Here is a 7,956-nt window from a genome sequence, read left to right on the forward strand (position 1 = left end):
AAGCAACCTGGCTCACATAACTATAAGCAAGCCTCGATTGAACGGCCAGATATTCCCAATAAGCTTGATCGTCAGTTCACTGTCGACGCTCCAGATCAAGTCTGGTGCGGCGATATTACTTATATATGGGCGGGTCAACGTTGGTGTTATCTTGCCGTTGTCATTGACTTGTACCGCAGACGGGTTGTCGGTTGGGCCATGTCTGACAGTCCTGACGCGGCATTGGTGACAAAAGCGTTGTCGATGGCGTATGAGCAACGAGGAAAACCAAGTGGCGTGATGTTCCATTCGGATCAGGGGTCCCAATATGGCAGTCGCCAGTTTCGACAACACCTGTGGAGATATCGGATGACACAAAGCATGAGTCGTCGGGGCAACTGCTGGGACAACGCTCCGATGGAAAGGCTATTCAGAAGTTTGAAATCGGAATGGATGCCAGTAACAGGCTACGCATCGTTTGCTGAGGCATCCAAAGATATCGGCCACTACCTGATGAACTATTACAACTGGAATAGACCGCATAGTTATAACGGTGGGCTTCCACCTGCAAAAGCTGAAATTCAGCCTAATTTACTGTCCGGAATGAGTTGACCATTACACTTATTTAAGGTAAGCGTTGACCACTACACTTACTTAAGGTATGTATGGGTGTAGGAATCATCTGACTTTTCAAAGAGGCGCTCTGTGAGTACAGTTAGCGCTGTCAAGTGCTTTGAGTTGATGTCGATTGAATGTGTGCATCTTAAATTAAGTGATGCAGCTTAAATAGAAAGTCTGTTTATATTCACTCGGGTTTTGGTTAAAGCACACGTGGGTTTTTTACCTTAAATGTATGTTTAATCAAAAGATGCTGAACTCTGCATCTTTCTATTATCGCTGAGGGAAAAATGTTTACTAAATTTTATAAAACATTTTCGTTTATTTTATTCATTATGTTACTCGCCGCCTGTAATAGTGACGGTAAAGGTGCATTTTCAGATAGTCAAACTGAGAGGGGTTCGGTATCAAATACTAGTCAGGGGCTACTGAGTATTGCTGTTACACCTCCTTATTTAGATCTTGCTGTTGATACGCAAGTGAATCTAACCGCGACAGGATATTATTCCGACGGTAGCTTTCGAAACGTAACCGGAGAGGTGAAGTGGTCGGTTGAAGGAACAGCAAAACTGACAAATCAAGGCAACGGAATGTTTCTTGGCGGAAAGAACACCGGAACGGCGAAAGTTTCTGCAAGGTTAGGAAATGTGACGAGCACAAATACCGCGACCGTAAAAGTTGTAGATGTGGCACTGGTTTCATTGCAAGTTACACCTCCAAGCTTTGATGTGATTGAAGGTGCAACTTATCAACTGCGCGCTGATGCAAATTACAACAATGGGTTAAGTGTAAATGTGTCTTCGAATACAGCCATGATTAATTGGGCAAGTTCTGATACGAGTGTTGCAACAGTCAATGATACGGGTTTGGTAACTGCAGTTAAAAAAGGTAAGGCGCAAATCTCTGTCTTGTTGAAATCGTCACCATTGGAAAGTAATAAGAGCGTGGCAAATGTAGTGGAAAATCAGGTTGATAGCATTCAGCTTACAACGGCCGCCAACACAATCGCTAAGGGTGCATCGACAAGGTTGACAGCGCAAGCAACGTTTCAAAACGGTAATGTTGTAGACGTAACGTCGCTTGTTAGCTATGCCCGAGACGACGATAGATTCTTGAATGTTGTGACGGGTGGGGTTGTCACTGCTATAGCGGACAGCTCAGGTACTGCGACGGGTATTACTGCGTCATATAAAGGCGTAACCAGTAATAAAGTAGATGTCGTAACGACAGCGGCTGTCGTTTCAAGCTTGGCATTAACACCGGAAGGTACGCGCAACTTGCCGAGAGGCAATACGCTGAATCTTTCTATTCGGGCGACTTACAGCGACGGTACTACTAGTTCTGTTACGCCAGTTTGGTCGATTTCAGACGCCACAAAAATAACGATTTCAGCCAGCAATTTGTTAACGGCAATTAGCTCTACTACTGGAACGTCTGTAACCATCAAAGCCACATTTGGCGGAGTGGACAGTAACGAAATCTCGATCAATGTCATCGATGCGGTGTTGACGAGCGTCTCAGTCACGCCAAACACAGCTGTTAGCCTGGCGAAAGGACTAACGCAACAGTTTCGAGCAACGGGTCGATACAGTGACGGTGCAGAGCTGGTTTTGAACAATGTGACTTGGCAAAGCAGCGAAACAAGTGCAGTAACGATAAATGCTAGCGGGTTAGCAACGGCCGTGAATCCAGGTAATGCAAATGTTGTAGCAACGGCATCAGGTGTTAACAGTACACCAGTAAACGTGACAGTAACAGCGGCAGAGATTGCGTCTCTGTCTTTAGGAAATGACGTTACGTTACCTAAAGGACGAGCAACAACGGTTGCTGCTAGTGCAACATACACTGATGGCACTGTTAGTAATGTTGGAGCGAATCCAGCCATCAATTGGCGATCGAACAACACAACTACTGCTACGGTAAGCAATGTTGGCTTGGTAAATCCCAAGGCGGTCGGTGACGCTACCATAACAGCGACAATTAACGGTGTATCTGACTCGCTTGTTGTTCTCGTTACTGCTCCGGTTGTTGATTCTATTGTAATTAGTGGGCTACCTGGGACGGTGACTGTAGGTACGAATCAGCCTCTTGATGTTATTGCAACATACTCAGATGGCACAAGGGGCAGTTTGTTTGGTGATAGCAACTTACGTTTCAGTTATAGCATTGGTAGTGTCATCAGCGTAAGTAGTTCAGGGGCGAGTTATAGTTTGTCACCTCTGGTCGGAGGTAATACAGTGACTTTGACCGCGACTTTAGGAACTGGCGTAAACGCGATTACCGCTGAAAAGGTACTTATCGTAGATGCTGCGACGATCGTTTCGCTGGCTGTGAAAAAATCAAATGTAGTTAGCGCGTTAAACGCAAAATCACGTTTCCAATTTATTGCAGAGGCTACTTATAGCAACGGGCAGAAAAAAGATGTAACGAATAATGTAAGTTGGACCAGCACAAAGTTCGCTATTGGCTCGCAGACTGACAACGGAACTGACGGTGTTCTTAATACAAACGCAGGCGTTGATGCTGGGACGGCGAGTATAAGTGCCGACGTGTCTGCATCCATTGTTGATGTAAACAGTAGCGGTGCGACAATTCGCTCCAATGTAGAGAGCATTTCTACAGTGACACCGAGGAATGTCAGTTGCTACAGCCAGATTACTGCTGGTGGTTTGACTTTGAGTTGTCCATCAAACGACTTTACAAGACCTGACGGTTTGACAAAGAGAGACTTTGTATATTCTGGGTCTTCAGTTGGCGTTTATGAAATCAACGAACAGGTCACTGACAAACTGAGATATAGCGAAGCTGTCGCATATTGTACTGCTGTAGGTGGGCGCTTGCCGACTGTAGCAGAACTGGGAACGATTTTCTTAGAAGTAGATAAGATTGTAGATTCTAACTTCAAGGTTTACACAAATTATGGTTATCCAACCTATATAAAATATTGGACGTCAGATACTGACCCAGCCAATTCTTCGAATCGAATTGTGGTGAATATGAGCCGAAATATTCCGACGACATTGGCTGAAACTAACTATGGATATGCGGCATGTATTTTGTGATTGAATACGACTGATCGCATTACTAACATAAATACATATATTGAGCACCTGGGTGGTACTTACCTATCTAGGTCGCTCAGATATATTTACATATTTATTAAGAATAATTTGTATGAAAAAACTAAATTCGCTTTATCTATTGATCTGTTTAAATATGTTGCCTGTTTACTCAGTGGTTTCCGCTGAAGCAAATTTTCCATTTGACCCATTTGTTGAAGTCGTCGGGGGTTATAGTAAGGCATTGGATTCTGGTACGGGTCTGTCGGAAAATGCAGGTGTATATGGAATTGGCTTAGGTATGGAGATATACAAGAACGTAGATCTAAAAGCCCAATACCAAGACTATTCAAAAATCGATGTAGATAGCAAAGCTCTGTCAGTTAAAACAAAAATATATAATTATGAACTTTCTTATCGTTATCCTGTTGGCCACGACGTAAGTGTTGTTGCTGGTTTGGGGGCGGGTTATTGGAAGATGACGAAGCACCAAGGTAGCAGCACATTTATGGCGAATGGTGTGGCACCAATGGCAAGAGTAGGACTGGATTACGATATCGATAAAAACATATCGGCAAGCCTCTCTTACCAATATGTGAATGCCATTGGTGATCTGTTCACTGGCGAATATGATGCGCACAACATGTTGTTTGGTGTTAAATATTCATTTGGAGGGCGCGAAGAAATGGTGCCAGCTCCAGCACTGGATCGAGTGGTTGTTGAAGACTTCGTCGTTGAAGAGCAACCAACACCTGTAATCAGTGAAGTTGTGCCAATGGCGTTCTGTAACAAGATAGTCACGCCAATTATGTTTGCCTTCGACGAGAGCGTGCTAAGCGCGAACAATAGGGCGGAATTGCGGGCTGTTAGCCAATACATGAAGGCTAACAACCTCAATGGCGTATCATTGGTCGGCTATACAGACGATAAAGGCTCTGAAAACTACAACTTATCCCTGTCTAAACGCAGAGTAGACGCTGTTGAAAATTTCTTTGAAAACGAAGGGTTAATCGTACGGCACAACATTGCAAATGGTAAAGATCGTACTAGATTTAAGAGTGAATATGCAAAAAGACGCGTAGACGTTTATGTAGATGCACTCTTGAACAAGGAAATAGCCTGTGACCAAAAGTTTGCTTTCTAAAATTACGCGCTTGTCTTTGGTTTTTTTGTTTCTGTCGCACCTGAATGGGTGCGACAGTGGCTTTTCCGTGCAGGGAACCAATAATGGTGCGAACGATGTCGAACGCAGTGTAAAAGCTGTTAACTCAAAATTATTGATAGACAATTGGAACGCGTTTCTTATCGGCCAGCCATACATGTTCGAAACAGACGGTTTCAGTAAACTGGCAGAAGGTAAAACAGCAAACGGATTAAAACGCTATGAACAGATGGTTTTTAAGGAAAATGAAATCTTCGAGGGTGTCGAATTACTCGACAGCAGTGGAGAAATAAACCCCACCGCCGTCCGAACAACGTTTCAGTACCTTCTGTTTGTCGCTAATGCTTATTACATTCCGAATAATGAACGCAACTTTAATAGCCTGTATCGAAACCCTAAAGTATTGGAGAAGATCGTCAGTGCTACATGGGAACTGTTTTCGAGTTACTACACCGTTGACAGCAAACACGTTGGAAACTGGTGGTACTGGGAGATTGGCACCAACAAAATACTAATGGATTTTCTAACGTTAACCTACCTTGATCTTCCACCTGCATTATTTAGCAAGGGCATTGAAATTTCTTATGCTATGGCTCCTGACCCTAAGTATATTTTCAATAGTGCGGGAACAACCGCGACACGTGTTCCTGAGCTTTCAACTGGTGCAAATAGGACGGATCTTGCCCAAATAAATATGCTGCGTTCTGTGCTACAAGGCAATATGACGCAGGTGCAGGAGTCGGTAAACTTGATTGCGAGCACCTTAAAAATAGTAGATAGCGGGGATGGTTTTTATAGCGATGGCGGCTTGGTTCAGCATATAGATTACCCCTATATTGGTGGGTATGGTGCGGTATTGTTGGAAACAGTCAGTAAGGTATCTTATGTGTTGTCAAACACAGATAAAAGCTATGACTTGTCTCCCTTCAATTTTATGTACGACCGGATTTTCGACACTTTTGAGCCTTTCATCTTTAAGTCGCAACTGGCTGAGGGTGTAAGGGGACGTTCTCCATCTCGTGGATGGGCGACTTCTCGAAAGGAAACACAAAATATCGTTCAGTCATTCTTGAGGCTCTATCCTTCAGCACCACCTGAGTACAAAAACAAACTTGGTAGGCTAATTAAGGAGCAATTGCTTAGTCCGGAAGAACAACGAGAGCGCTACTTCATTGACTACTACGCGAACGATTTTGTTCCGTTGGCGATTGCCAACGAGCAGGTGCTTGGAGATACAGAACTCGCTCCACGTGGGCCACTTGTAGGTAACTTCTTGTTTAACTCGATGGACAGGGTTGCACACAGAAAGAGTGATTGGATGTTTTTGGTCTCTGCTCACTCATACCGTTCAGGTAACTACGAATGTATCAATGGGGAGAATCTGAAAGGATACAGAACTGGCGACGGTATGACATACATCTATGACAGTGACCAAGAGCAGTATTTTAACTACTGGCCAATGTTGGATCCGTTGCTGCCCGTTGGAACCACTGAAGATATTTCAATTACTCCCGAAGATTGTACAGACATAGAAACTGGCTCATCGAAAAAGCAAAACATGAGATGGGTGGGAGGAATATCAACAAGAAAGCAAGATCAAGTTAGCGGCGGAATTGGTAGCTATGGTATGCATTTCTTTAGTTACGATGATTCTGTCGAAATCAAAAAATCTTGGTTCATGTTGGAAGATATGATTGTCGCACTTGGCGGTGGTTTGACTTCGTCTGACTATAATTTGACGAAAACCGCCGTAGAGTTTAGGAAGATTAAAAGCTCAGCGGGTAACAAGATTTACATCGATGGCGTGCAGCACCCATCTGGTTTGACACCGATTGACTATAGTGGCAATCCCAAATCTATCTTTTTGGAAGGTGACATTGTTAGTTCTTCAAGAGGTTATGTCTTCTTAGGAAATGATAAGGTCAAATTTGAGAAGAAAATAGATCAAGCGGGAAACTGGATTGAAGTGAATACGGTAAATGAAGAGCGTATGTCTAACCCGTATATAGAATACAACACAGTAAATATTGATATTATGCACGGTGTTGGTGGAGGCGTTTATGATAAGTATGCGTACATCGTGATACCATCTATTAGCTTGGCCGATTTTAATAGTAAGTTAGCTGTAAGTGATAAAGTTGGTGTTGAGGTTTTAACCGTATCCGCTGACGCGCATGTCATATCGTTAACTACTGCAGGGTTAGTTGCGGCTAACATTTTTGCAGAAGATGGTTACGTAAGTGACGTGTTGGAAGTCTCTGCTCAGTCTGCTGTGATTTTTGAAAAGAAATTGAACAAAATCAAAGTCTGGGTATCAGAGCCAACGCGCTCACAAAACCAAATCAGCTTGCTTTTTCCTAAAGAGAGTAACCTGGTATTGGAACCGATTTATCAAAACATAGTAAACGTAGAAGATGATCACTTCATCGTAGATACAAGCGCAAAGGATGGCGAGACAATCTATTTTGAACTAACTATTGATTTGTAGTGGTCAACTCATTCCGGACAGTAAATTAGGCTGAATTTCAGCTTTTGCAGGTGGAAGCCCACCGTTATAACTATGTGGTCTATTCCAGTTGTAATAGTTCATCAGGTAGTGGCTGATATCTTTGGATGCCTCAGCAAACGATGCGTAGCCTGTTACTGGCATCCATTCCGATTTCAAACTTCTGAATAGCCTTTCCATCGGAGCGTTGTCCCAGCAGTTGCCCCGACGACTCATGCTTTGTGTCATCCGATATCTCCACAGGTGTTGTCGAAACTGGCGACTGCCATATTGGGACCCCTGATCCGAATGGAACATCACGCCACTTGGTTTTCCTCGTTGCTCATACGCCATCGACAACGCTTTTGTCACCAATGCCGCGTCAGAACTGTCAGACATGGCCCAACCGACAACCCGTCTGCGGTACAAGTCAATGACAACGGCAAGATAACACCAACGTTGACCCGCCCATATATAAGTAATATCGCCGCACCAGACTTGATCTGGAGCGTCGACAGTGAACTGACGATCAAGCTTATTGGGAATATCTGGCCGTTCAATCGAGGCTTGCTTATAGTTATGTGAGCCAGGTTGCTTACTGATGAGTTGTGCCTCTTTCATCAATCGGCGAACCTTGAATCGGCCAATTTTAT

At 43.8% G+C, this 7,956-nt stretch carries 5 protein-coding genes; 4 read left to right on the forward strand and 1 reads right to left on the reverse strand.

Features of this window, described 5'->3' with window-relative positions; translation table 11 throughout:
- The 4 genes from BM082_RS24050 to BM082_RS24065 all read left to right on the forward strand — a co-directional run.
- Positions 1-591 (forward strand): IS3 family transposase (locus BM082_RS24050; protein WP_074928916.1); only part of this gene is annotated, 591 nt, incomplete at its 5' end.
- Between the two features lie 296 nt (positions 592-887).
- Positions 888-3,659, forward strand: a complete 2,772-nt coding sequence (locus tag BM082_RS24055; RefSeq protein WP_241810457.1) for an Ig-like domain-containing protein — start codon at positions 888-890, stop codon at positions 3,657-3,659.
- Between the two features lie 112 nt (positions 3,660-3,771).
- Positions 3,772-4,800 carry an outer membrane beta-barrel protein gene (locus BM082_RS24060; protein ID WP_074928918.1) on the forward strand — a complete coding sequence of 343 codons (1,029 nt, stop codon included), beginning with the start codon at positions 3,772-3,774 and terminating at the stop codon, positions 4,798-4,800.
- Complete coding sequence (locus BM082_RS24065) at positions 4,778-7,306, forward strand: polysaccharide lyase family 8 super-sandwich domain-containing protein (protein ID WP_074928920.1); 2,529 nt, start codon at positions 4,778-4,780, stop codon at positions 7,304-7,306. Before BM082_RS24060 ends, BM082_RS24065 begins: the two co-directional genes overlap by 23 nt.
- Before the next feature lie 3 nt (positions 7,307-7,309).
- Here the strand turns inward: BM082_RS24065 and BM082_RS24070 are convergent.
- Positions 7,310-7,956: IS3 family transposase (locus tag BM082_RS24070; protein WP_139218819.1), on the reverse strand; the 647-nt coding region annotated here is incomplete at its 5' end.

Origin of the sequence: Enterovibrio norvegicus DSM 15893 (assembly GCF_900115495.1) — a bacterium.
GTDB classification, from domain to species: domain Bacteria; phylum Pseudomonadota; class Gammaproteobacteria; order Enterobacterales; family Vibrionaceae; genus Enterovibrio; species Enterovibrio norvegicus.